Source organism: Actinocatenispora sera, from assembly GCF_018324685.1.
GTDB classification, from domain to species: domain Bacteria; phylum Actinomycetota; class Actinomycetes; order Mycobacteriales; family Micromonosporaceae; genus Actinocatenispora; species Actinocatenispora sera.
This window is the reverse complement of record NZ_AP023354.1, coordinates 6934721-6958417: the sequence shown is the minus strand read 5'-3', so window position 1 is coordinate 6958417 and position 23697 is coordinate 6934721. Positions and strand designations below refer to the sequence as shown.

Annotated in this window: 11 protein-coding genes (1 of these 11 running past the window's edge); 7 read left to right on the top strand and 4 right to left on the bottom strand. The window is 73.6% G+C overall.

The window, feature by feature from the left end:
* Entirely contained in the window at window positions 1–1014 is a 1014-nt protein-coding gene (locus tag Asera_RS32475) for an SMI1/KNR4 family protein (RefSeq protein ID WP_051801926.1), read from the bottom strand.
* A complete protein-coding gene (locus tag Asera_RS32470) occupies window positions 1007–2068 on the bottom strand; it encodes an SUKH-3 domain-containing protein (protein ID WP_157034682.1) in 1062 nt (353 codons plus the stop codon). Before Asera_RS32470 ends, Asera_RS32475 begins: the two co-directional genes overlap by 8 nt.
* A 223-nt stretch (window positions 2069–2291) precedes the next feature.
* Between Asera_RS32470 and Asera_RS32465 the strand changes: the two genes are divergently transcribed.
* Together Asera_RS32465 and Asera_RS32460 are read left to right on the top strand one after the other, a co-directional pair.
* Window positions 2292–3008, top strand: a complete 717-nt coding sequence (locus Asera_RS32465; protein WP_030445118.1) for a YwqJ-related putative deaminase — start codon at window positions 2292–2294, stop codon at window positions 3006–3008.
* The gene (locus tag Asera_RS32460; protein ID WP_051801928.1) at window positions 3005–3535 is read left to right on the top strand and encodes an SUKH-3 domain-containing protein; all 531 of its coding nucleotides are present in this window, start codon (window positions 3005–3007) and stop codon (window positions 3533–3535) included. Before Asera_RS32465 ends, Asera_RS32460 begins: the two co-directional genes overlap by 4 nt.
* A 63-nt stretch (window positions 3536–3598) precedes the next feature.
* Here Asera_RS32460 and Asera_RS32455 read toward each other — a convergent pair whose 3' ends face one another.
* The gene (locus Asera_RS32455) at window positions 3599–4171 is read right to left on the bottom strand and encodes a hypothetical protein (RefSeq protein ID WP_157034683.1); all 573 of its coding nucleotides are present in this window, start codon (window positions 4169–4171) and stop codon (window positions 3599–3601) included.
* A gap of 45 nt (window positions 4172–4216) precedes the next feature.
* On the bottom strand, window positions 4217–5899 hold the full coding sequence (locus Asera_RS32450; RefSeq protein WP_030445121.1) for a right-handed parallel beta-helix repeat-containing protein: 1683 nt from the start codon (window positions 5897–5899) through the stop codon (window positions 4217–4219).
* 126 nt (window positions 5900–6025) lie between these two features.
* Here Asera_RS32450 and Asera_RS32445 point away from each other — a divergent pair, with 126 nt between their 5' ends.
* From Asera_RS32445 to Asera_RS32425, 5 genes are all read left to right on the top strand, one after another.
* Window positions 6026–7579, top strand: a complete 1554-nt coding sequence (locus Asera_RS32445) for an SseB family protein (protein ID WP_030445122.1) — start codon at window positions 6026–6028, stop codon at window positions 7577–7579.
* Window positions 7576–7947, top strand: coding sequence for a hypothetical protein (locus tag Asera_RS32440; protein ID WP_030445123.1), 372 nt, complete (start codon window positions 7576–7578; stop codon window positions 7945–7947). The genes Asera_RS32445 and Asera_RS32440 overlap by 4 nt, the downstream gene beginning before the upstream one ends.
* Window positions 7948–8070: 123 nt before the next feature.
* Entirely contained in the window at window positions 8071–8508 is a 438-nt protein-coding gene (locus tag Asera_RS32435) for a YbaB/EbfC family nucleoid-associated protein (RefSeq protein WP_030445124.1), read from the top strand.
* The gene (locus Asera_RS32430; RefSeq protein WP_030445125.1) at window positions 8508–9731 is read left to right on the top strand and encodes a hypothetical protein; all 1224 of its coding nucleotides are present in this window, start codon (window positions 8508–8510) and stop codon (window positions 9729–9731) included. Before Asera_RS32435 ends, Asera_RS32430 begins: the two co-directional genes overlap by 1 nt.
* Before the next feature lie 97 nt (window positions 9732–9828).
* Window positions 9829–23697, top strand: the 5' portion of a protein-coding gene (locus tag Asera_RS32425; RefSeq protein ID WP_212804788.1) for a hypothetical protein. The gene runs 18027 nt beyond the window's last position; only the first 13869 of its 31896 coding nucleotides appear in the window; its start codon is at window positions 9829–9831; its stop codon lies beyond the right edge, outside the window.

Sequence of the window (23697 nt, the reverse complement as noted above, 5' to 3'; positions counted from 1 at the left end):
TCAGCGAGGCGGTCGGGCGTCGGGCGGCAGCGCGGCGCCCATGCTGTCCGAATCCAGCTTCCGGGCCTGTCCGGCCTCGACCGCGTCGTCGAGCAGCTGCAACAGCCACTTCGGCGCGACCGCGAGCGCGTGCAGGAACGCGTCGAAGTCGTCCGCGCACCGGTAGAGCAGGTTGGCCGAGATGAACTCGGCGTCGTACCGATCGTCGTCGCGATAGTCGTCGTCGTCGTGGTACCAGACCGAGCCGACGTCGCCGCCCGCCACCCGGACCGCGAGCAGCCCGCCCTGCACGTACCCGATGGGCAGGAAGTCGGTGGTCAGCCGGTCGTCGAACCACCCGCTGACGTACACCAGGTCCTGCATCCGATCGTCGCGACCGACGCCGAAGAACGGCTGGTCGAGCACGAACCCCTGGTCGGGGTGGATGCCGGGGGTGGTCGGCGTCGCGCCGTTGGTACCGGTCAGGAACGTGCGGTAGGCCGGGGGCAGCGGGTAGCCGAGGCGCCGTTCCAGCCGATCGACGAGCGAGTCGGCGAGCTGCTCGGTGTGCTCCATCGGCACCGGGGTGGCGTCGTCGATGCGCACCCCACGACGCGCCCGCGGCACCTTGAGCAGCGCGGCACCACCGAGGTGCCGGAACGCGGCGTGCACCTCCGCCGGTACCAACGCCAGCGTGCGGCTGCGCGGCACGTGCGCCCACACCCATCCGGGCGGGCTCAGGGCGACGTAGTCGTCGGCGGTGAACGCCCACAGCGGGTCGTTCGCCTTCACCATCACCTCGTTGCCGGTGAGCACGTCGAGCACCCGCTGCTCGTCGATGGTGAGTTCCGGGTTGGGCTCGGGAAGCTGGACCATCGCGCGGGCCAGCAGATCCCACTCCGGGAACCCGTACGCGTTGATCACCACGCCCTCGCGGTAGCGCATCCGCAGCGAGGGCTGGTCGAACTGGCGGATCTGGGCCGCGTACCGGGCGCCCGGGATCAGCGGGAGATCGTCGCTGGCGTCGTCAGTCATCGGTGCCTCGCCTCCCGCCCGGCAGCCGGCCCGAACGCAGTTCGTCCAGCCGGCTCTCCAGCAGATCCGCGGTCAGGCCGCGGACCAGTACCTCCAGCGCCGCTTCGATGCCGGTGCCGAGGAAGAACTCCGCCGCCGGGTGGCTCAGGTAGAGCCGGCCCTCCTCATCGACGATGAGGATGCTGCCCTCGTCGCCGGTACGCCCGATCGGGAAGGTCCGGATTCCGAGCTTGCCGGCGTGCCAGAACGCCGACACCTCCCCGACCCGCACGTCGGCCGGGAAGAAGTGGATCGGGAAGGCGCCGACCTGCTCACCCCGCCCGAACGGCACGACGTCGAGCAGCCCGAACTCCCGGTACAGGTCCCGAGCGGCATCGAACAGCTCGTGCCGCGCGCCCGTCGGATCGGTCTGGGCGCAGAACTCGGCCAGCCACGGATCGACCCGGGCCGCCGCGTCCCGACCGGGCAGCCAGCCCGCGTCCAGCAGCGCGGACTCGACGTCGGGGTGGAACCGGGGATGATCGGGGTCGATCTCACCGAACCGGTCCTCGTTCATCGGGATGGTCGGCGGCTCGTTGGACAGTTCGCCGCGCACGAGCGTGGCCGGCGTGGACTCCAGGTACTGCCGCTGTGCGTGCTCGGCACGGAGTTTCTGCTCGATCCGGCCGTACTCGAACAGGGCCTCCCGGGCGGCCAGCCGGACGTCCTCCGGGACGGGCGGGCAGCGGTAGCCCTGGGCGACGATGTGGTCCAGGAACGCCGGCTGCGGGGCCAGCCGGCGATGCTCGAGCTGGTAGGTCGAGATCGTCGACCAGACCCAGACGCCGTCGGTCAGGTATCGGACCGGGACCGCCCAGCGCAGCGTGGGGTTGGTGGGATCGAACAGATCGTAGGTTCGTTCGTCGGAGGGCAGCAGCGGGGCGCCGGCCTGCAGGTACTGCAGCAGCTGGTCACGTTCCCCGTCGTCGTCGATCCACGGGCGGGCCGCCCACGGCCGGGGCCGCTGATCGTCGTCGAACCCGTCGATCACCTTGGCGAACCGAAATCCGGCCACCTCGTCCGGGAGTGTGATGGGAACCGGCCGCGGCGGCCGCCAGCCGGCGCCGTCGGTCGCGCGTCCCCGTGCCCGCTCTGCCATTCTCACCGCCCTCGAATCCGTCCGGTAACCCTAACCCGGGCTCGCACGGCGGCGGTCGTGCCCGCTCCGCAGTCGGTGCGCCGAGCCGGGTGCACCGGTTCGGTAGCCTCAACCCGGCGGCGACGGTACGGGAGGGGTCGTGTTCACGCTGGACGAGGCGCGGCGGATCGCCGCCCAGTGGGTCGGCCGCACCCGGCCGGACGGCACCCGCTGGCAGCCACGGGTGCACGAGTTCGATCTCGGTTACGTGCTCTGGGCCGTCCCGGCCGACGGTGACCGGCGCGAGGTGGGCGCCGGCCGCGGCGTCATGGACAAGCTGACCGGGGAACTGTCGTGGTGGCCGTCGTTGCCGGTCTCCCGCGTCGTCGAGCTGTTTCGGGACGAACGGGCCCGGGAGATCCCCGCCCCGCGTACCTGGGATCCGGCCCGTCAGACGCGTCGTGACCTGACCCGGTCCGGCTTCCCGGAACACGTCACCCATCTGACGCTCGCCGACGGCCGGGTCCAGATCAGTCGCAGCATGAAGGGCGACGGCGAGCCGAACCTGCATCCGCTGGTGGCGTCGGCGCTGGGCGCGGCGCCGGCGCGGTACCGGGAGCGGGCCGGCGAGCGATGCTCGGAGGTCGCGGCGTTCTCCGACGTGCTGCACCGGGCGGACACCCAGCGCCGGGCGGACCGGCGTCCGGCGTTCTCCGCCGACGAGGCGCGTACCGGCCTGTTCCGTGGCGCCGAGATCGTCACCTTTCGGGTGTGCGAACCCGGCGACGAGCTCGGTGGCCGGACCGTGCCGCCGTGCCTGTCCTGCCAGTACCTGCTGGGGTGGTTCGGCTTCGACCTGGCGCAGGTGCCGCGGTGACCGCGCGGTTCAGCCGGGCCGCCGAGACGGCGCTGCGAACGGCTGGGTGGGCGCCGGGGCGAGACGTGTCCACCGCGACCGCGGAGGCGATCCGTCGCACCGACGGCCGGGTCGGGGCGAACGGCGCGCGGCTGCGCTCGTTCCCGGCCGCGATCGCGGCGTTGAACGAGTTCGGCGGCCTGGCGATCGTGCCCCGCGAGGCCGGCGTCGACCAGGTACCGCAGCCGTTCGCGTTCGATCCGCTGCTGGCGCCGGCCTGTGCCGAGACCCTCGCCGACGTGGCCACCGTCCTCGGCGTGCCGCTGTACCCGCTCGGCGTCGAAGGGGACGCGGCCGCGCTGCTGGCGATGGATGAGCGGGGCCGGGTGTTCTCGATCGACCACACCGGCGAGTGGTTGCTCGGCACGACGGTGGACGCGGCGATCGAGACGCTGGTCGCCGGTCGCCGGCCGTCCCGGTTGCGCGACGACGGAAGCTTGCCGGACGCCGCCGGCACCGACGAGCTGCCCGGTCGGCCGGCTCGCTGAGCAGTCAGGCCGTTTCGACCTGACCGCCAACTCGGCGTCTGGCCAGGCTCCGCGGCCGGTCGGTCAGCCGGGCCCGTGGCGCTGCTCGAAGTCGGACAGCGCCCGGCGGCGGTCGGCGAGCTCCGCCTCGATCGCGTCGCGCCGGAACCGCTCCGGCGCCACCTGCAGCGCGAGCCGGCCGACCGGTGTCCAGAACGCCGCCTCCGGCACCTCACCGACCCCGGCCGGCGCGAACTTGAGTACTTCCGCGGTCGCCGCGGCGGCGGCCGAGAGCAGGTGGTAGACGGTGCTGAGATCGTCGTCGGACAGGTCGCCGGAGCTCTGCACCGCGTCCGCGTTCACCGCGAACAACTCCGCCGCGCCCAGCCACTCGCCCGCGTCGAGCAGGGTGGACGGGGCGTTGCCCGACCCGTACTCCACGTCGAAGGAGATCGCGGGGGTCTCGGGCGGCAGCTCGAACGTGAAGCTCCGGCTCCGGCCGCAGGACGGGCACTGCCCGGTGTAGCGGACGACGAACGTGCCGTCGGTCGAGCTGTGGTCGCTCTGCCGGTCGAACTGCGCCTCGCCGCAGACGCACGGCCGCAACTCCATGAAGAGGTACGCCTCGTCGAACGTGCGGGCACGGGGAACAGCCATGCGCGCCACGATAGCCATTCCCGTCGAGCCGCTGCTCGGGCGTCGCTACTGGGTGGCGCCGAGCAGGTCTTCCAGCTCCAGGGTGCGCAGGTCGTCTCGCGAGGGCATCCGGCCGAGCTTGCGCAGCCGGCCGGACTGTGCCTTGCGCATGCCCTCCAGCAGCTTGCGCGCCTCGCGGGCGTTGCCGAAGTTCTGGCCCATCTGGATCTGGCTGAACCATTCGTACAGCGCGTCGTCCATCCCGTCGCCGAGCAGGTAGTCGTCGTTCTTGGCGATCCGGCTGACGATCAGCAGCAGTTCCTTGGGAGTGTAGTTCTCGAACTCGAGCGTCTTGGCGAACCGGGAGGCCAGACCGGAGTTCGCGTCCAGGAAATCGGTCATCTCCTGGGTGTAGCCGGCCACGATGACCGCGATCTCGTCGCGGTGGTCTTCCATCATCTTGACCAGGGTGTCGATGGCCTCCTGGCCGAAGTCGCCGCTGCCGCCGCCGGCCGCCCGGGACAGCGTGTACGCCTCGTCGATGAACAGCACGCCGCCCATCGCCTCCTCGATCACGCTGGAGGTCTTCTCCGCGGTGTGGCCGATGTACTGCCCGACCATGTCGCGGCGGGCGACCTCCTTGAACTTGCCGGCCGGCAGCACCCCGAGCGCCTTCAACAGCTGCCCGTAGATGCGGGCGACCGTGGTCTTTCCGGTACCGGGGGCGCCGGTGAAGATCAGGTGGTGGCTGACCGCGCCGACCGCGAGGCCGGCGTTGCGCCGCCACTCGTTCACCTGGATCTCGTCGATCAGCGCCCGGACCTCGGCCTTGACCGAGGCGAGGCCGACCATGGCGTCCAGCTCGGACAGCAGCCGCTCGATCTGGGCCGGGTCCTGCTGGGTGGCTCCCTCCAGCGCGGCCACGCCGACCTTCGGCCGGTGCGCGGTGGACAGCGGCTCCCGGATGCTGGGGTTGGCGCCCTCGTCGACGTGGATGCCCGGGCTGGCGGTGTTCTCGACCCGGCACTCCTCGACCTTGCCGCCGCAACCCCGGCCGAACATGATGCCGACGCCCTGGGTGTCGTGGATCCAGCAACCGTCGATGGTCGGGGAGCTGCCGTGCGCGACGGAGATGCCGGCGTCGGCGGTCTGCGAGATGTCGCAGCGCTCGATGGTCGGGCGCCCCGACTGGTACACGTACACCCCGCGGAAGCCACACCCCGTGATGGTGGAGTTGCGGATCGTGGGGTCGGCGCCGAGTCGAACGATGATGCCGTCGTCGGCGACGTTGGTGATCTCGCACTTGTCCAGCAGCCCGCCGGCGTCCTCCACCACGAAGCCGTACTGGCCGCCGGTCACCTTGGTGTCGGCCGCTTCCAGGTGTGTCCGGTTGGTCACGCTCACCGCCGGCGCGTACCCCGCCTGCAGGGTGCACTTCTCCAGCTTGAGCCGGCCGCCGTACGCATCGACGGTGGGCCGGTCGCCCGATCGCATGGACAGCCCGCGAATGGTCACCTCGCTGTTGCGTGCGGCCAGGACGGACAGGCCCACGGCGGTCGAGTCCACGGTCACCGAGCCGGGGTCGCCGGAGGCCACCAGCGACACCCGCAGGCCGGAGACCACCAGCGACTCCTGGTACTCGCCGGGTGCGATCGACACGGTGTCGCCGGGCTCGGCGATCTCCAGCGCATCGCGGATCGTGGGGTAGGCCCCGGGCTGCTGGGACGAGACGACAAGGTTACGTGCCATGGCTCCGCCGGTGGAAGGGTTGACTTCTGCGCACACTATCTCAGGGGTCCACGCCGGCCCGGTGATCCACGTCGACGTGCTGACTAGAGTACTGACGACGCAACGGCTTGAGGAGACACGGAAGACGTGGATCGCGGCGAGGACGAGCGGCCACCGGCCTGGCAACCGTCGAACGACGTCGAGCGGCTCATGCTCGACGCGCTGGTGCGCAACCACTCGCAGGACTACTTCCGGCTGGTGGCCACCGCCCCGCTGTACCTCCCGGTCTTCCTGAGCGATGCCAACACCGACCGTCAGCGGGTGGTGGTCAAGACCATCGAGGACGCCGAGCACCTGCTCGTGTTCACCTCGGTGCGCGGGCTCACCGGGTACGTCGAGTCCGGCTACACGCCCGAAAGCCGCCCGGACGGGTACGCCCTGACCAGCTACGAGGAGGTGGCGGCGCGGCGGCCGGACCCGGAGTGGCGGCTGGCGATCAACCCGGGCCAGCCGATCGACGCGTACGTGGAGATCGACGCGGTGATGCGCGCCGCGCTCGGCGACATCCAGATCCCGCTGGCGGACGAGCTGATCGCCCCGGACGCGGTCGGTGACCGCACCCCGATCGCGGCGGACTTCGCCCCGGCGAACGAGGCCGAGCAGGCCATCGAGTACGGCCTGTCCCGGCAGGAGGTCGACGTCGCGATCGACGCGTTGGTCGTCTCGGACGTGCTGGTGGCCGTCGCGGAGCCGACCCGGCCGGACGCGGCGCTGACCGACGAGGACTTCCCGTGGCAGCTGGAGCAGATCGACGACATCCCGTCGATCTGCGTGTTCACCTCCCGGCAGCGGCTGGCCGAGGTGTTGCCGCCGGACACGCCGGCGTACCCGACGACGTTCGTCAAGCTGGCCCTGGCCTGGCCGGACGACGACTGCCAGGTGGTCGTCAACATCGGGTCCGCGATCGAGCTGTCGTTCGAGGGCACGATGATGCCCTCGTTCGTGTCCTGGGCCTCGGACCTGATGGACCGGGTGGAGGCCGGTGACTACCCGGTGCCCGACACCCGGATGGCGGACGCGGCCGGTACCGGTGCGGTGGTCGGCGGGTACGCGGTGGGCGCCGCGTTGCCGCAGCCGGTCGGCGACCCGGCCGCGCCGGCCGGCGGCCTGGTCGCGCCGGCCGGCGACGCGCCGCCGACGGCGCCCGTGCTGTTCCAGAAGGTGCTGCCGCCCGACCAGGCCGAGGCGTACCTCCGGCGCGGTGAGCGGTACGTGGCCGGCTTCGTGCACCCGTACGAGAGCGTGCGGGAGCTCACCACGCCGCAGCAGCTCTACGCCGGGCTCGGGCTGGTGCACGACCGCACCCCGTTCCGCCTCGACGACGAGGATGTGCACGTACTGCGGTGGTACGCCTACTGTCCGGAGCTGTATCGGGTCGCGATCGGCGGCCGGGACGAGCAGACCCGGGCCGCGGTGGGCGGCTGGGTCGTGGCGCCGGCCCCGTTCCTGGGCAGCGGCATCGCGCCGGGTACCGCCGGGGTACCGGAGTTCAAGGTGGACAGCGTCGAGCTGCCGCACGGCGCCCAGCTGTGCCGGCTGGACCGGTACGGCCGGGAGAGCGAGGTGGCGAGCTACGACGCGGACACCGGTACCTGGGTCGCCACGGTGGGCGCGCCGCGCTGGACGGAGGACGGGCGATGATCACCCCGGGGTACCGCGCGCGCTGGCAGGGCACCGAGTACGAGGCGAGCCCGGACGGCGACCTGGTCCGGTTGTACGGTGCGGACCCCGCGCCGGGCTTCGACGAGGTCCGGCCCGGCCGGTACCGCCGGATCGTGCCCACCGGCGAGCTGGAGTGGTTCGGTTACCTGCACGTGACCGGACGGCTCGACGGCGCGCCGGTCATCCTGCTCGCCGAGCGCGGCGACGAACTGCTCGCCGAGTACGTCGGTGGCCGGGCCCCGGTCGGCCAGCAGCTCGGGCTGCCCGAAGTCGAGCCTGGGGTGTTCCGGGGTTGGGTGCCGCGGGCGAGGGTCGCCGACGTGGCGCACCTGCGCACGGGCAGCTGACCCGTCGTTCGCTTGCTTGGGGCGATTATCGTCATCTCGGGCAGAGCGTGATCTCGGCTAAAGTCTGCAATGTCGTTCGTCGATGGTGGACGCCACGCCCGGAATGTGCCGAGGAGGTGCTGGATGATCGACGGGCCGGACCGGCCGCAGCGACCGGTCGACCACCCGGACTGGGGTGCGCTGATGAGCGCCTTCACCGACCTGACCAAGCAGGTCTCCCGGGCGCAAGATGTGCAGAAGAAGGTCTTCCAGCTCACCGCTACCGCCTGGTCGCCGGACCGGATGGTCAAGGTGGTGGTCGGGCCCCGGGGCCAGCTCATCGATCTGGACATCGACCCGCGCGTCTACCGGCAGCCCAACTCCAAGGCGCTCGCCCGCACGATCCTGGAGACCAGCCGGCAGGCGATCGAACAGGTCGCCCAGCAAACCGAGCAGATCGTGAACGAGGGCGTGCCGTCCGACCTGCGCATCGGTGGAACCGGCGCGTTCGACTTCCGGACCGTGTTGAAAAGCCATGACGCCGAACTGCCGAAGAAGGTCAACGCGGAGGAGGACGACTGATGGGCGAGGGCACGTTCGTCCAGATGGGCGCCGACGAGACCAGCGTCGCCGGCGCCCGGTACGCACTGGCCGGCGACCAGCTGACCGCCAACGGGTCGGCGGTGCGGTCCGGCATCGAGGCAGCGGAGGGGTCGGCGCCGTGGGGCGACGACAAGTTCGGTCACGAGTTTCTGAAGAAGTACGGCAACCCGCAGGAAGGCGACGACTCCTTGACCTTCCTGACCGACGGCGGCGAGCAGCTCAGTACGGTCGGCAACGCGGTGCAGTGGGCGGCCGTCGACGGGATCGACGCGGACTCGCAGGCCAAGCAGTCGATCCACTCGCTGGAGACCGACAAGCCGAAGGTCACCGGGTCGAGCCATGGTGGCACCCGAGGCGGCATCCTCACCGCGACCAGGGTCCGCTCCGAGCGCACCGGCAGCTCCGGCACGGACACCTCCGGCTCGGGCAGCACCGGCACCGGGCGGACGACCGGGGCGTACGACGCGGTGTACGCGACCGAGAACACCGGCACCGAGGGCACCGGGAACCGGCCGCCGGACCGCCGGATGGTGCTCGGCAGCGTGGCCACCGCGAGCATGATGACACTGCACGAGGTGGAAGACGGCCCGACGCCACACGACGGCGACCGCCGGATGGCGCACGAGGTCTTCCGTGACGGCGTCGGATGGGTCACCGACGGGGTGTTGCCGGAGGGTACCGAGCGTCCCGGCGCGGACCCCGCGGAGCAGCTCGGACACGTCCGCGCCATGCTGGCCGGCCACGCGATCGACGGTCAACCGGTCGACGGCAGGGTGACCGACGGGCCGGCGACCGACGGCGCTCCGGCGCACCGCTTCGGCAACGTGCGGGCGATGTACCAGGCAGCGGGCGGACCGACCGAGGGCGTGCAGGCAATGCAGACGGCGGCGTCCGAGCCGGCCGGCTCCGGCTTCGCCACCGGGCACGGGCACGAGGTGTTCCAGGTGGCAGGCAGCGATCCGGGTGAGGTTCTCGACCGGGCGCAGGAGGCCGTCCCTGCCGGGCAGCAGGACCCGGGCACCGGGGTGGAACACGCAGAGTTCCGTTCCGACGGCGGGACGGCCCAGCCGACCGACGGCGCCGAACGGTACGTGCAGGAGGTTTATCGCGACGGCGAGTGGGCGCCCGTCGAGGCGACGGCGGTCGAGCCGGGCACGGTCCAGCACGGCGGCTCGGTCCTGCCGGGATCCGCACAGGTCTGAGAGCGATCCCCGTCCCGGGACGGGCGGCATGTGCATGGGGCGGCCTTCGCAGGGGGCCGCCCCACGCGTGGGGTTGGCGGCAGAGGGGAGGTAGTCGGTGGGCGGCAACTACGGTTTCAACGACGCCATCCTCGACCCCATCCTCGAGTGGCTTCGCGAGGTCGAGGGCATGGTGCCCGGGGTCACCGGCGAGGTACTGCGTTGGCTGATCGACATCCCGGCGGGGTCCGAACACGGGCTGGCCGACATGGGCGACGCCCGGAGGAAGGCCGGCGATGCACTGACGGACGCGCTGAAGGACCAGTCGGTCCCAGCGGAGAAGATCTACCAGAAATACATCGGCGACGGGGCGCCCGCCGCGTACGCGGATCGTGACCAGGCGCTGCGCGACATGCTTCAGCAGATCGCCGAGCAGCAGTACGGCAAGGCCAAAATCGCCTACGACACCTCCGCCAACATGGAGATGTCGAAGTTCATGGTCGTCACCGACCTCTACATGCTGGGCCAGGCCATCTACTCGGCGCTGATGGCGGCAGCGGCGCTGCCGGGGTTCGGCGGACTCATCGGGCTGGGTGAGATCGGCGGCGCGATGGCCGTCGCCGAGGCCGGGATCAAGAAGGCGATCGCCGAGTTCCTCGAGAAGATCATCGGCGAGGATGCCATCAAGGCGATCAGCGAGCAGGGGTTCAAGAAGGCGCTCACGAATCGCTCCGTGCTCGGTCACCTGGCGCTCGCGCCGTTCAAGGCGCTGCCGGTGCTGGGCAAGGAGGCGGTCGAGCACGCACCGGACGCGTACCGGTTCGGCAAGAACGCGGTGAAGGATCTCGGCCCGAAGATCAAGTCGTCGGTGCCGAAGATCGTCGACCACGTGCCGAGCAGGGGCGACATCGGCCGCTACATCGCCAACGGGGCCCGGAAGAGCGGCGACGCGTTGAAGTACGCGGCGCGCAATCCGATCAAGACCGTCGGCCGCGGTACCCGGGCGACCGGCCGTGGACTCGCGGACGGTGCCAAGCTGGGCTGGCGCGGTACCAAGGCGGTGGGCCGCGGCGCACGAAGCGCCGGAAAGTTCGCCTGGGATTCGCGGTCCGGGCTCAAACCGAGCAACCTCGCCGCCCGGCACGCGGCGAACCACGCCGCCGAGCGGTACGCGTCCCGTACCGCGGCGCGGGAGGCGCTGAACGCCGGCAAGGGTTTCAAGGAGGCGATGCGGGCCTCCGTGCGGGAGCAGGCGGAGAACGCGGCGGCCCGGTCGGCGGCCCGCGCCGAGGCGCGCAACGCGTTCCTCAAGGAGTACGCGGAGCGCGGGGCCGCCGGCAAGGTCGGCATGATCGGCAAGGAGTTCGGCAAGGACGCCCTGATGAAGGGCAAGAACTTCGCCGCCTTCACCCTCAAGACCCAGGGCGTCGTCGACGCGTACCAGGTGGGGGCCGGCCACATCAGCGTCGGCGACGGGGTGAAGAACCTGTGGAACCAGACGACCGGGGCCCTCGCCACCGGTGCGATGGGCGCGCCGCTGAGCTTCGGCCGGCAGGGGATGCTGCCGGAGATCACCGGCATGGTCGGCGGCACGGTCGCGTTCGACGCGATCAATGCCTACAGCCTCAAGGACCACCAGTTCCACTGGGTCGACGAGCAGGGGAACCCGAAGTCCGGTGGGTTCGGCGCCTTCTGGGGCAGCGAGAAGCACAACGCCGTCCACGCCGCCGCGTACGGCGCCATGGGCGGCGCCCAGCACATGCGGTTGAAGGCCGAGGAGTTCGCCGCGCAGCACAACCTGGCGATGGACCGGACCGCGACGCCGTTCACCTCCCGCGCCGGCAGTCCGGAGGTCCGCCTGCCGGAGAACCGGCCGACGACCGTCGAGCCGCCGAAGCCGCCACCGCCCAGCCCCGCCCCCGGATCGACCAGCGCCGGTGCCGGTGGGGACGGCGGCCCGCGGGCCCGGACCTCGACCTCGGAGTCGACCGGATCGTCGACCCGCACCGGGTCCGGCAGGCCGTCGGAGCCGCGCGGTGGCGAGTCGCGTGGTGACGGATCGCCGCAGGAGCGCCGGGTCGTGCGACCGCGACAGCCCGATCCGGTACCGGAGGGGCAGGACCCGTCGCACCGCCCGCTGGCCGGCGATCCGCCGCGCCGGGAGGACCAACCGGCGGCCGATCCGCAGCACACCGGCGACGGACCGCACCGCGGCACCGACTCACCCGGCCAGCACGACGGTCAGCGTGGTGAACCCGACCAGCAGAGCGACGGGCGCCATCCCGGTACCGACAGCCAGCAGCGCGGCGACGCCGAGCAGGGCGACGGTCAGCGCGGCGCCGACAACCAGGGCGATGGCCAGCATCGCGGTGCCGACAACCAACGCGTCGACGGCCAGCAGCACGATGGTCAGCCGGGTGACGGTCAGCAGGGCGATGGTCAGCGGCATGACGGGGATCAGGGCGACGGTCAGCGTCGGGATGACCAGCAGGGCGACGGTCAGCGCCACGACGCGGACCAGGCCGACGGTCAGCAGGGCGACGGTCAGCGCCAGGATGGCCAGCAGGGCGACGGTCAGCGGCACGACGGAGACCAGGGCGACGGCCAGCAGCACGGCGGCGACCGGCAGCAGGCCGACGGCGATCGGCACGGCGGCGCCCAGCAGACCGAGCACCGCAGCTCGGACGACCGGACACAGCGGCGGATCCGGCTCGGTTCGGCCGATCCGTCCGAGCACACCACGCACCGCACCCTGGGCGACGACCTCGATCTGCTCGACCGCGGCCTGGCCAACCGGCGAGAGCTCGTCGATGTCGACATGGCGGAGGTCGTCCGGCACGCCGCGGCGGGCGAGACCGCCCCGACGGTACGGGTCGGCGGTCGGCTGCACGAGGTGCCGGAGCTGACCCGGCTGCGGGACACGCTGGTCGAGCACTTCACCGTCGAGGGACCGCATGGTGAGCGGGTCCCGATGGGCGACGACGCGGCGATCCGGGATCACCTGCGGGAACTGCAGGACCAGGTGCGCGCCGAGCTGAACGACGTCCGTACCGCCGATCCGGCCACGCACAGCACCGAGCAGACCCGCGACCACCTCGGGTTCCCCACCGAGTCCACGGACCGGCGGCCGAGCTACCAGACCCACCCGACCGACGGCACCCGGTACAGCCGAAGCGACACGACGACGCACGTCGAACGGGGCGAGTCTGCCGATCGCGAGGCGGCGCGGGAGGCGTCCCGGCAGTTCGCCGACGACGTGCTCGCCGACCACACGCGCCGGTGGCTGCTGGATCCGTCCGGCGAGAGCGTCGGCGCACAGCCGAGCCGGGGCGCCACGCTGATCTCCCCGGAGGGCGTGTTCCACAGCACCGGCTGGGACGGCCCGTCCGTCGGGCGGCCGGAGCACGACGTCGTGCCGTCGACACACGACGTCGTCCAGGAGTTGACCCACACGCCGCCGGCGGATCTCGCCGAACTGCAGCGACGCGACCAGGAGCTGCGCGACGCCACGGCGGAGCTCGAGCTGACCAACGCCCGTTACGAGACCGTCAACGAGGGCATTCGCGAACTGGAAGACCGGATCGCCGCCAAGCACCGGGAGATCGACGAGCTGCGCGCGGAGAAGCGCCGCACGATCGGCCGCGGCTACGACGGGGGCCGGATCCGCGCCGCCAACGAGTCGTACGATCCGCGGATCCGGCAGGCGCGCGAGGACCTGCGGGCGATGCAGGACGAGCACCGGGTCCGGGCCCGGCAGGATCTCGCCGCCGCGGCACGGGATCGCGCCGTCGCCACGGTGCGGCACGAGAACGCCGAGCGCCAGCACGCGCGGGCGGAGAAGCGGGCCGCCAGGCACGGCATGCCGGGTGCGAGCGAGCGGTACTGGCTGAGCAACGCCGGCCGGGCCGAGATCGCGGTGATGTCCGACTACGCGCGGCACGTGGAACGCCAGATCGACGGGGCGACGCTCGCCGCGGACGCCGCCCGGTACGGCCGGGAGGACTTCCAGCACGAGACGTTCGGCGATCGCCTCGACGACGTGCGCGCGGACGCGGAACGGCAGGCCGACGGTGATCCGGCGGCGGTGCGGGACCGGCTCGCCGACGCCACCCGGGAGGCGCACCAGCGTCGGGTCCTGGGCGACGAGGCCTACGATTCGCTCCGCGCCAAGGCCGAGCAGGCCGGCCGGGATCCGGCCGCGGTCGAGGAGCGGATGGCGCGGCACACGCACGTGGCGGAGAAGCTCGCCGACGTGCAGCTGCACGCGTACGAGATCGGCGGTGACCGGCATGGCGAGATCTCGCACCCGGATCGGACGACGGACGAGAGCCTGACCCGTGCCGGGATCCACTACGACCGGGTCGCCGACGTGCTGGACGGTGCGCTGCTCGCCGACCCGGCGCACCCGAACCGGATCGTGCTCGGCCGCGCCGGCAGCGAACTGCGGGAGTTCGGCGAGCGGGTGCCGGACCACCCCGACCATCTGGTGATCGTGGCCGAGCGTGGTCCGGACGGGCTGCGCTTCGACGGCCGCGACCTGACCCATACCGATCTGGTCAAGCTGCTCCAGGATGTCAAGCTGCCCCGCCTCGACCAGCGGATCGTGCTGGTCACCAGCGACGGTGGCTCGATCGCCCGCGACCTCGCCCGGGAGTTCCGTACCGAGGTGTACGCGCTGCCCGAGCATCTGACGCTGGCCGACGACGGCACCTTCGGCCTGCAGCGGGCGCCCGAGCGCTTCCCCGACGAGCAATGGATCGGCGGGGCGCCCGAGCGGGTCGGCGACGGCTGGCTGCGGTACCACATGGATGGCCGGCACACCACCCAGGTGGATCTGCACCGCGAGTACCAGGACGCCCGCGCCGAGGCACACGAGCGCGGTGCGGAAGGGTACGAGCCGCGGGAGACCCGGCACGAGCCGAGCCAGCGCCCGGACCGCGACGACCGCCCCATCCGCCTGGCCGGTGAGGACAGCGGCAGCCTCGAGCGGGACCTGACTCCGGGCGGTAGCCGGCTGCGGGTACTGAGTGCGGAGCAGCTCGTCGACCGGGTGGTCAGCGACGCGGGGCTGGATCGGACCCGCCCGCTGCGACTGACGCGGGAGAGCGTTCAGCGGGTCCTGGACGAGCAGCTCAACGCCCGCACCACGCCGGAACGCCACCGGCTCCAGGAGATCTTCCGCCGGGAGTTCACCCGGACCGGCCAGGACGGCACCGTAGAGGTCAAGAGCACCCGGGAGATCGCCAGGCAGATCGAGGACATCCAGCGTTCCGCCAGGGCCGAGTACGCGGAGGCGCGACGTGCGGCGGACCCGGACCGGCCGCACGATGCCGACTACGGGCGTCGCCTGGAACGGGTTCCGGAGTCGGACGGCTACGGGTTCCGCCGTTCCGAACCGCCGTCCGAGTCGCGGTCGGTCGACGACCCGGCGGCCCGGGCGGAGGCGCGGCGGAGGGCGGTCGAGTTCGCCGACGATGTGGCGTTCGCCGACCTGCGCGGATGGGCGGCGGACCCGGCGGGTTGGCCGCCGCGGCTGCGGATGGCCACCGTCATCATGGACCGGGACGGCTCGCTGCACTTCAGCACGTCGCGCAGCGGGGTCCGGGGGGTCGAGGTCGCCCCCGGTACGCACCCGCTGATCGCCGCCGACTACGCGCACGTCCGCTCCGAGTTGTCCGACAACGAACTGGGCGAGGCGGGATTCTGGTCCGGTCCGGACGGCAAGGGTGGTAAGAGCTGGCTGGACGGGTGGGCGCGGGAGAACCCCGAGCTGAAGAAGGCGCACGATCAGCTGACCACGCTGGAGAAGCGGCTCGACAGCGCCCAGGAGAAGCTGCGGGCGGCCACGAACGAGCGGACCCGGGAGGCGATCGGCAGGAACGTCGCGGCCAAGGAGCGCGACGTGACCGAAGCACGCCGGGCACTCGACGCCCAGGCGGCCGAACGCGGGAAGACCGACGATCTGGCCCGCTACGAGCGGTTCAAGAAACTGTACGAGAGCCAGGTCCCGAGGGACGGCTCGAAGATCCAGGAGTGGATCGACGCCCGGCAGCAGCTGGCGGACCGGTACGTCGCCGGTCGCGGGCACGGCATGTGCTCCGAGGTCTCCGGCCTGTCCGACCACGCGATCCGGCTCGACCGGGAATACGACGGCCTCGCCCCGGACGACCCGGCGCGGGCGCCCCACGGCGACGAGAACGTGCAGCGCGAGAGCCTGGGCGACCTGTACGACCGGCTCCGCGACAGCGGCGCCACCGACCATGACCTGGCGAAGTACAGCTACATCGCCGAGCGGCTGCGCGACGTCTCCATCTCCGCGGTGCAGATCGGCGACACGACCGCCGAGGGGCACGGCGAGTACCGCCGGCCCTGCACGAGCTGCGAACACGCCGAGAACCACCTCGGGATGGTTCCGGATCACATCCGGGAAATCACCGACCGGGTGGAGCTGGGCGAGCCGAACCGGCTCGTGCTGGCCGAGCCGGGCAGCGACCTCGCCCGGTACGCGGCGAACATTCCGTCCCACCCGGACGCGTTCGTGCTCGTGGCACACGGCGAGCCGAACGCGCTCAGCTTCGAGGGCTACCGGCTCAACCCGCGCGAGACCCACCACCTGCTGCAGGAAGCGGGCTGGCGGCCGGGCCAGCGGATCGTCCTGATCGCCTGCGAGGGTGGCGACGCGCGGTTCGACTGGCCGGGCAGCTTCGGGATGGAGTTGCACAACGAGACCGGGGCGCCGATCGTCGTCTCCCGCGACCCGGCATACCTGGCGGCGGACGGTTCGTTCGGCGGTGGTCCGAGCGAGAGCGCCTCGGAGCATGGCGCTCCGAACCTGGACAACGGCGTCGTCGCTCCGACCGGTGAGTACACCACCGGTCGGTGGGAGCTGATCGACGCCGACGGGGTGCACCCGGGCTACGACGTGCACGCCGACTTCGACAACGCGCGGGCCACCGCGTACGAGCAGGCCGGCAACACCGGGGAGTACGCGCCGCGCAACGTCCGGCTGGCGGACGGGACCGGGGACCAGCCGGTGATCCGGGTCGACGCCGACAACCCGTACGGCACCGACCATGCGGCCGGCTTGGCCGAGGGCACCGGTCAGCGCGGCGCGGCGCCCGAGCCTGGGCGAACCGGGCCGGCGGGGGCGGCCGAGGGCCGGCCAGAGACGTCCGGTGCGGAGACCGGCCGCCCGGAGAGCGCGGCCGAGGCCGCCGACCGCTGGCGGGAAGGGTACGAGGCTGATCGACGGGCCCGGCTGGAGCTGGTGCGGGACACCGTCGAGGCCAGGCCCGACGTGGCCGACCTGCGGCAGCAGCAGGCCGAGCACCGCCAGCTCGAGCGCGACCTGCGCGGCGAGGTGGTGGACCGCCGCGCCGACGAAACCGCGTTGCGTGAACGCGCGGCCGAGCAGCACCGGCTGGCCCGGGAGCACGCGGTCGACGCGCGGGCGCACGACGCCGCCGACCCGCGCCGGGCCGAGCTGCGTGAACGGGCGGAGCAGGCGGCCTCGGACGCGCGCGAGTCGACCGCCGAGGCCGACCGGGTGCGCGCCGACGCCGACCGGCTGGAGCAGGACGCCGACCGGGCGGCCGCCCGCGCCGAGGAGATCGACGGTCGTGTCGACCGGATCACCGAGACCGCGATCGCGGCCGACGAGCAGCTGGACCGGTTCGCCAACCACCCGAGCGACGAGGTGGGCGTCGAGCCGATCGACCCGCACGACGGGCCGCAGGAGTCCCGGCTGACCGGTACCGGCGAACCCCCGTCGGTGCGGGCCACCCGGCCGTACGGGCGGGCCGAGGACGTCGGTGGCGTCGGCTACAAGCTGCCCTCGGAGCACGAGCAGCGGGCGCTGGAGGAGGCGCTGCGCAACGCCGACGGTGAGATCGAGCGCACCCCCGAGCCGCGATCGAACTGGTTGCGCCGGCTGCTCGGCCCCGGCGACGGGAACTGCGTGGACCGCTGGCTGTCGCTGTTCGACACCTACCTGCACGGCCGGCCGACGGTGGCCGCCGAGCCGGTGCACACCGGCTACCGTGGGGGCGAGCCACGGCTGGTGCCGCACGGCGACCTGCGGGCCCGGATCGACCAGGCGACCGGCGGCCGGTTCCAGACGCTGTTCCACCGCGACGCCGTGCCGACCCGGGACGTGCACGGCCGGTTGACCGTGCCGGAGCTGCGGGCCGACGAGGCGTTCGCGCGGCTGGAGGACCAGCTCCGGGAGGCGGGGCACGGTTCCATCGCGGCGATCGGCGCCGAGTGGCGGGACGGCGGTGACCACGTCTACGCCGCGGTCAACCACCACGGGGAGATCCACTACGCCGACCTGAACACCGGCGACTGGTGGCGGGTGGGGTCGTTCACCGAGGTCACCGGCCCGGAGCGCGCGGCGGACCTCGCTTCCGGCCGGGAGTCCCGGTTCTCGGCTACCGACGCGGATGCGCGCGTCTACGTCAACGTCGAGACCGGCGAGTGGCGCTACGACCCGATCTACCGGCTCGACGAGTTCCGGACGGTCGAGGTCGCCGTGCTCTCCGGCGAGACCGGCCGGCCGGTACCGTTCGACAACGTCACCATGCGCGACCCGGGCCTGGCGAGCGCGGACTACCTGCCGCACCTGCCCGAGGCCGAGCGGGGGATGGCCGGGGCCGAGTCGTACCAGCGGGAGCTCACCGACCTTCGCCCTCGCGCCGACGCCGCCCGGCAGGAGGCCGCGCACCAGGCGGAACTGGCCAGGCAGCAGGCCGCCGAGGCGCACGAGCACGAGCTCGCGGCCGCCCGGCACCGGCGCGCGATCGCCGTCGCGGAGCAGCGCCGTGACGCCGCCCGGGAGCGGGCCGAGTGGCATGCCGACCGGGCCCGCCGGCACGAGGCCGACATCGCCCGGTTGACCGCGTCGGGCGACCGGCGAGTGGCCGACCAACTCGCCTCGCACGAGCGCGCGGCCGCGCAGGAGCGGGCCGACGCCACCGCCGCCCGCCGCAGCGCCGCCGGCCAGCAGGGTGTCCGGGTGCGCGCGGAGCACCGGCTGGCGGAGGCGGACCGGCAGGCGACGGTGGCGCGCGAGCGCGCCGAGGCCGCCGCGCGCTCGCACGCCGAGGCGGAGCAGGCGGCCGCGGAGCTGCACGCCGCCGCCGACCGCGCCGGCCAGGAGTACGCCCGCTGGGCCCGAGCGGCGAGCGACCAGCTGCGGGCGCGGGTGGGCGACGCCGAGGCGGTGCGCGACACCTACCGGGACCGGGCCGACACGCTGCCGGCCGGTGACCCGCAACGCCCCCGGTACGAGCAGCTGGCCGAGTACTACGACGGCATCGGCCGCTCGGCGGCCGAGGCGAGCGACGCCTACCGCGCGGCCGCCGCGGCCCGCGACCGGGTCGGTACGCACGAGGGTCGGGCCGCCGGCCGGGTCGACGAGCCCGGCCGGGACACCGGTGCCGGCGAGCCGGCCGCGGACGGCGGATGGCGCGGCGAGGCGTCCCGGCACGCCGCCGAGGCCGATCGGTTGGCGGCGGAGGCGCGGGTACCGGACCGGGCCCGGGCCGAGGCGGCGGGCCGCGCCGAGGTGCACGAGGACGCCGAGCGCCTCGAACGGGAGGCGTACGACCGGCTGCGCGGCTCGGGCGATTCCGAGCTTCGCCGTGCCGCCGAGCCGCACCGGATCGCCGCCGAGGCGCACGCGGAGCAGGCCCGGCAGTTCCGGGCCGAGGCCGAGCAGGCCACCCGGGCACGGGACGAGCTGCTGGCCGAGGCCCGCTCGGCCCGGGACGGCCAGGCCAGGGCCGAGCAGGCCGAGGGCGAGCATCTGGCCGCCGCGACCGTCGCCGATGCGCTGGCACGGGCCCGGCACGAGATCGCCGACCAGGCGTCCGCCGAGATCCGCCGGTACGAGGACGCGCCGCGGCCGGTGGTCCGGCCGGTGCATGCCGCCGGCGAGCCCGGAGAGGGGTCGGGCCGCTCGACCGGCATGTCGCCGGAGCGGCGCTCTCGGCTGGATCAGGCGTTGTCCACCCTGGATCCGGCGCTGCGGACGATCCGCGAGCTGCGGGCCGAGCTGCAGCTCAACCTGCAGGACCTGAACGAGCTGGCCGACCTGCGGATCCGGCACGAGGCCGCGGCGCACGCCCGGCAGGCGGCGTTCGAGGACGTGGCGCGGGTGATGCACCGGCCGGAGAGCGACCCGGAGCGAGCCGCCGCGCTGCACCGTTCGACCGAGACCCAGCGGACCGAGAACGCGCTGCGCCAGGAGCTTCGGGCGGCCCAGGCAGGGCTGGACGCCGAGCACGCCCGGGTGCGGCAGCTGCTGGCGGACCGGATCGCGGAGTCGGCCCGGCTCGGGTCCGAGCTGGCGGCCCGGGGTCAGGATCCGCGCGCCGCGACGGCGGCCCGGGCCGCCCGGGACGCCGAGCAGGCCTACCGTCGGCTGGCGGAGGCGTACGAGACCGCGGTGGCGGAGCTGACCGAGTTCGGCAGCACGCGCGCCGGCGTCGCCCGGGCCGAGACCCGGCTGGCCGGCGCACCGGACGCGCCGGGCACCCGGCACGCGTACCAGGGTGCCCTCGACGCGGCCGCCCGCCGGCTCGACCAGCAGCGGCCCGCCGTCGCGAACGCCATCCAACGGCTGTGGGGCGATGCCGGGCGGGCCGAGGACCACCAGTCCCGGCTCGACCGCCAGACCCAGGGCACCGGCGAACCCGCCTCGTCCGCCGCCCGGCAGGCACCGGAGGCGGTCGCCGAGCCGGTACCGGATCCGGCTGCACCGGCGGCCGGTGCCGCCGCGGTGCGGGCTCCGGAGCGGGTCGAGGCGCTGCCCGCCGAGGCCGAGCCGGTGGCCGAGCCAACGCGTCAGCCCACCGCCGAGCCGCGGCCGGGTGCCGATCCAGCCAGCGACGGGGCGGGCGCAGCCGGCGCCCGGTGGCCGGCGATAGCCGATCCGGGGGCCCGACCGGAGCTGCCGCACATCGACGACCCGCGGCAGGTGCTGGACGGTATCGGCCGGGTCCCGGCCGCTCACCGGGAGCTGTGGGACACCCACCGGGCCGCCCTCGACGCCCGGCACGAGGTGCTCGAGCTCGACCGGCAGCTCGTCCGGGCCGAGGCCGACCAGCGGGCCGGGGTCGAGGGCGCGGCGGACCGACGGGCCGAGTTGCGCGGCCGGCTGGACCAGGCCGAGCAGCGCCTGCGGGAGCGGGTCGAGCAGGTCGATCGGACGCTCGGCCGGGAGGCCGACGACTACCGGCGCGCCGCCAGCCTGCTGCGCGATCGCGCCGGCGACCTGCGGTACGTGGGCCGGGTCGACGACGGGCACCGGCTGGAGGCGCGGGCCCAGCGGCTGCACAACGCCGAATGGGCGCTGCGCAACGCGCAGGGTATCCACCTGCGGGCCAACGAGCGGATGGACGAGGCCCGCGAGTTCCTGCGCGAGCAGGAGATGCTGCGGGCGGCCGGCATCGAGGAGACCCATCCGGACGTCGTCGACTCCGGCGTGATCGCCGACCAGGAGTGGCACCGCGCCGCCGACCTCACCGAACGCTTCGCCGACAAGCTCCGTAGCTCGATCGAACGGCTCGACGAGGTCCGCGACAGCGAGGATCGGGCCGCCTGGGCGCCCGAGGTCACCGACGCCCCCGAGGCCGGTACGCAGCGGTCGGCGGCCGGTGCCGCGGACCGGTTCGAGGGCCTGCTGGCCGGGCACGAGGCGCACCGGGCAGCGGTGGACGAGATCAGCCGTACCGTCGTGGCGACCGCCGACGCCCGCGCCGAACTGCGCGCCGCCGACGAACGCTTGACCCGGCTGCACGCCGACCCCGACGCGGATCCGGCCGCGGTGGACGTGGCCCAGCGGGAGCGCGACGAGGCGGCGGTGCGGTTGGCGGACGCCGAGGTGCGCGAGCTCGTCGCGAGCCGCTCGGTGTACGCGCCGGCCGAGCGGTACGCCCGGATGTCGGCCGAGGCGATCAACCGGCAGCGCGCGGCGCGTACCGCGGTCGAGGACCACGCGCTCGAACTGCGCGAGCGAGCCACCGAGGCGGACGCGGAACTCGGCTCGCTGCCCGCCGACCATCCGGACCGGCCGGCGCGCGCCGAGCAGATCGCCGAGTTGCGCAGCACGGCCGACCGGCTGGACCGGGTCGCCGAGTCGCTGCGCGAGGTCGAGACCGAACTCGTCGCCGCCGACGCGCGACACCGGGAATCGCTCGCCGCCGGGCGCCAGGCGGATCTGACCGCGGTCGACCACGAGCACCAGGCGAGGGCGGCGTCGGACCCGGCCGAGCGGGCCCGGCACGAAGCGCTCGCCGAGCAGTCCCGCGAACAGGCGGCGGCCGAGCGGACCGCGGCCGACGAGGCCGACCGGGAGCTGCGCGCGGCGCTGGACCGGGCCACCGACGCACTGACCGAGGCCCGCACCCACGATCCGGAGCCGGAACCCGAGCACGGGGGCGAGGAGACCCCGGCGGAGACGCAGCCCGACCACGCCGCGCAGGCCGACCCGAACCGCCCGACCCGGCTCGCGTCGACCGCCGAGATCGACGACTCGGTGCGGCGGATGCTCGATCTGCTGGGCGGATCCCGGGCGAGTTCGGTGCTCGACCGCCTGCTCGGCCGGGTCGGTCTCGGCGAGCCGGAGTCGGCCCGGGGCGACCGCACCAGCGTCCGGCTCGACCAGCTGCTGGGCAAGATCGGGCTGGGCCGGGCGGCGAGCTGGGTACGCCAGGCCGAGCGCTCGGCGTTCGAGCAGGTGGTGGCCGAACGGTACCTGCCGGGGGAGCACGGCGACCAGGCGCGCTACGTCGCCCGGGCCCGCGGCTGGGACGGCACCGAGGTGCGCACCAGGATCGAGCGCGGGCCGCTGCCGCCGGGACGGATCGCCGAGGTTCGGGCCCATCCGGAGAACGGCGAGCCGGGCGCGATCGTCGTGTCCGACCGGATCCACGTCGAGAGCCGGCAGGAACTCGACCTGATCGTGCTGCGCGAGGTGGGCGACGCGCTGGTCGACATGCACACCCGGGCGGTCGAGGGGCCGAACGGGCCGCGGGCCGACCACCGACGGCTGAGCCAGTGGTGGCACCGCCGGATTCGTACCTCCGGCGACAGCCTGAGCGAGCACCGCAAGCCCGACTGGTACATGCCCCGGCTGACGCAGCGCGACCGGCAACAGATCAACTACCTCGACCGGGTACTCGAGCTGCACCGCACCGCGGTCGAGGACCTCGGCCGGCTCGGCGACCCCGCCGCGGACCCGGCCGCCGACGTCGAGCGCCGCCGGCTCGAGCACGTCCGTGACCTTGCCGAGCGAGAGTCCGGGCGGCTCGCCCGGGAGCTGGGCGTGCACCAGTCGGATCGGGCGCTGTCGATGGTCACCCGCCGGCTCACCTCGGAGCACGCCGCCGACGTGGTACGCGACCATGCGGAACGGATCGCCGCCGAGGACGAGGCGCGGCGCCAGCGGCCGGCGCTGGCGAGCGGGGACACCCGGTCCGCGCCGGGTGAGGTGCCGGCGTGGCGCCGGATGGCCGAGGCGACCACCCCGGCTCAGGCCCCGCGCCCGGTTGCCACACCGGATGCCGCGGTGGCCGAGCCCCGCCGTACCCCCGGGGTGCCAGACGCCCACGAGCTCGCCCAGGCGGTCTCGACCGCGGACGGTGCGCGGGAGTTGCTCGCCGCGCCGGCCGAGCACGGCAGCCCGGGCGGCGACGCGGTCGCCCGGGTCGACTGGGCCACCGACCCCGACACCGGGATCCGCTCCGACCGGCTGCTCACCGTGACCACCCGGCAGGGCCGTACCGAGCAGGTCGACATCGGTGACGTGCTGGCCGACGTCGCGCCCCGGATCACCGACCCGACGGCGGATGCCGAGCTGGTCGCCCGGCTCGGGCAGCGCATCGACGCCGTGCTCGACCTGCACCACGAGCCGGTGATCGGCGCCCTCGACGCGCTGGCCGACCTGCATGCCCAGACGCCGGACGCGGCGCACGCCTCGATCGAG

Coding starts and splice junctions, on each gene's coding strand:
- Asera_RS32475 (WP_051801926.1), bottom strand. CDS start 1,014: ATGACTGACGACGCCAGCGACGATCTCCCGCTGATCCCGGGCGCCCGG.
- Asera_RS32455 (WP_157034683.1), bottom strand. CDS start 4,171: ATGGCTGTTCCCCGTGCCCGCACGTTCGACGAGGCGTACCTCTTCATG.
- Asera_RS32450 (WP_030445121.1), bottom strand. CDS start 5,899: ATGGCACGTAACCTTGTCGTCTCGTCCCAGCAGCCCGGGGCCTACCCC.
- Asera_RS32440 (WP_030445123.1), top strand. CDS start 7,576: ATGATCACCCCGGGGTACCGCGCGCGCTGGCAGGGCACCGAGTACGAG.
- Asera_RS32435 (WP_030445124.1), top strand. CDS start 8,071: ATGATCGACGGGCCGGACCGGCCGCAGCGACCGGTCGACCACCCGGAC.
- Asera_RS32430 (WP_030445125.1), top strand. CDS start 8,508: ATGGGCGAGGGCACGTTCGTCCAGATGGGCGCCGACGAGACCAGCGTC.